This window comes from Streptococcus oralis, assembly GCF_003943385.1.
GTDB classification, from domain to species: domain Bacteria; phylum Bacillota; class Bacilli; order Lactobacillales; family Streptococcaceae; genus Streptococcus; species Streptococcus oralis_CA.
Window position 1 is genome coordinate 1 of sequence record NZ_RJPI01000021.1, and the last position, 2,242, is coordinate 2,242.

General features: G+C 45.6%; 1 pseudogene. It reads right to left on the minus strand.

Going from position 1 to position 2,242, the window contains the following annotated elements:
* Positions 1 to 2,242 (minus strand): annotated as a pseudogene (locus D8803_RS09560) (accessory Sec-dependent LPXTG-anchored adhesin); the annotation flags it as partial.

Consider the following 2,242-nt stretch of genomic DNA (forward strand, 5'->3'; position numbering starts at 1 on the left):
ACGCTGTTGCTCATGCTTGTGCTTGCTGATTGGCTTGCACTGATTGAAGCAGATACACTGTTGCTCAAGCTTGTGCTTGCTGATTCAGATGCACTGATTGAAGCAGATACACTGTTGCTCAAGCTTGTGCTTGCTGATTGGCTAGCACTGATTGAGGCAGATACGCTGTTGCTCATGCTTGTGCTTGCTGATACTGAAGCACTGATTGAAGCAGACACGCTGTTGCTCATGCTTGTGCTTGCTGATTGGCTTGCACTGATTGAAGCAGATACNCTGTTGCTCAAGCTTGTGCTTGCTGATTCAGATGCACTGATTGAAGCAGACACACTGTTGCTCAAGCTTGTGCTTGCTGATTCAGATGCACTGATTGAAGCAGACACACTGTTGCTCAAGCTTGTGCTTGCTGATTGGCTTGCACTGATTGAAGCAGACACGCTGTTGCTCATGCTTGTGCTTGCTGATTGGCTAGCACTGATTGAAGCAGATACGCTGTTGCTCATGCTTGTGCTTGCTGATTGGCTAGCACTGATTGAGGCAGACACGCTGTTGCTCATGCTTGTGCTTGCTGATACTGAAGCACTGATTGAAGCAGACACACTGTTGCTCAAGCTTGTGCTTGCTGATTGGCTAGCTGATACAGATGCTGAAGTTGATTGACTTGCAGATACTGATGCTGAAGCTGAAGCGCTTTGGCTAGCTGATACTGATGCTGAAGCTGATTCACTTGAGCTTACTGATGCGCTAGTTGATTGGCTAGCTGATACAGATGCTGAAGTTGATTCACTTGCAGATACTGATGCTGAAGTTGATTGACTTGAGCTTACTGATGCGCTTGCTGATTGGCTTGCACTTACAGACGCTGAAGCTGATTGACTTGAGCTTACAGATGCTGAAGCTGATTGGCTAGCTGATACAGATGCTGAAGTTGATTGACTTGAGCTTACAGATGCTGAAGCTGATTCACTTGCAGATACTGATGCTGAAGCTGATTCACTTGAGCTTACTGATGCTGAAGCTGATTCACTTGAGCTTACTGATGCGCTTGCTGATTGGCTTGCACTTACAGACGCTGAAGCTGATTGACTTGAGCTTACAGATGCTGAAGCTGATTCACTTGCAGATACTGATGCTGAAGCTGATTCACTTGAGCTTACTGATGCTGAAGTTGATTGACTTGCAGATACTGATGCTGAAGCTGAAGCGCTTTGGCTAGCTGATACTGATGCTGAAGCTGATTCACTTGAGCTTACTGATGCGCTAGTTGATTGGCTAGCTGATACAGATGCTGAAGCTGATTGGCTAGCTGATACTGATGCTGAAGTTGATTGACTTGCAGATACTGATGCTGAAGCTGATTCACTTGAGCTTACTGATGCGCTAGTTGATTGGCTAGCTGATACAGATGCTGAAGTTGATTCACTTGCACTTACAGATGCTGAAGCTGATTCACTTGCAGATACTGATGCGCTAGTTGATTGACTTGCACTTACAGATGCTGAAGCTGATTGGCTAGCTGATACTGATGCTGAAGTTGATTGACTTGCAGATACTGATGCTGAAGTTGATTGACTTGAGCTTACTGATGCGCTTGCTGATTGGCTTGCACTTACAGACGCTGAAGCTGATTGGCTAGCTGATACTGATGCTGAAGTTGATTGACTTGCAGATACTGATGCTGAAGTTGATTGACTTGCAGATACTGATGCTGAAGCTGAAGCGCTTTGGCTAGCTGATACTGATGCTGAAGTTGATTGGCTTGCACTTACAGATGCTGAAGCGCTTTGGCTTGCTGATACTGATGCTGAAGCTGATTCACTTGCTGATACTGANGCTGAAGTTGATTGGCTTGCAGATACTGATGCTGAAGCTGATTCACTTGCTGATACTGATGCTGAAGCTGATTGGCTTGCTGATACTGATGCTGAAGCTGATTCACTTGNGCTTACTGATGCTGNAGCTGATTGACTTGCANNTACNGATGCTGAAGTTGATTGGCTTGCACTTACNGATGCTGAAGCTGATTGGCTTGCACTTACAGATGCTGAAGTTGATTGACTTGCAGATACTGATGCNNTAGTTGATTGGCTTGCAGATACAGATGCTGAAGTTGATTGACTTGCAGATACTGATGCGCTAGTTGATTGGCTTGCACTTACAGATGCTGAAGCTGATTGGCTTGCTGATACAGATGCTGAAGCTGATTCACTTGCTGATACTGACGCTGAAGCTGATTGGCTTGAGC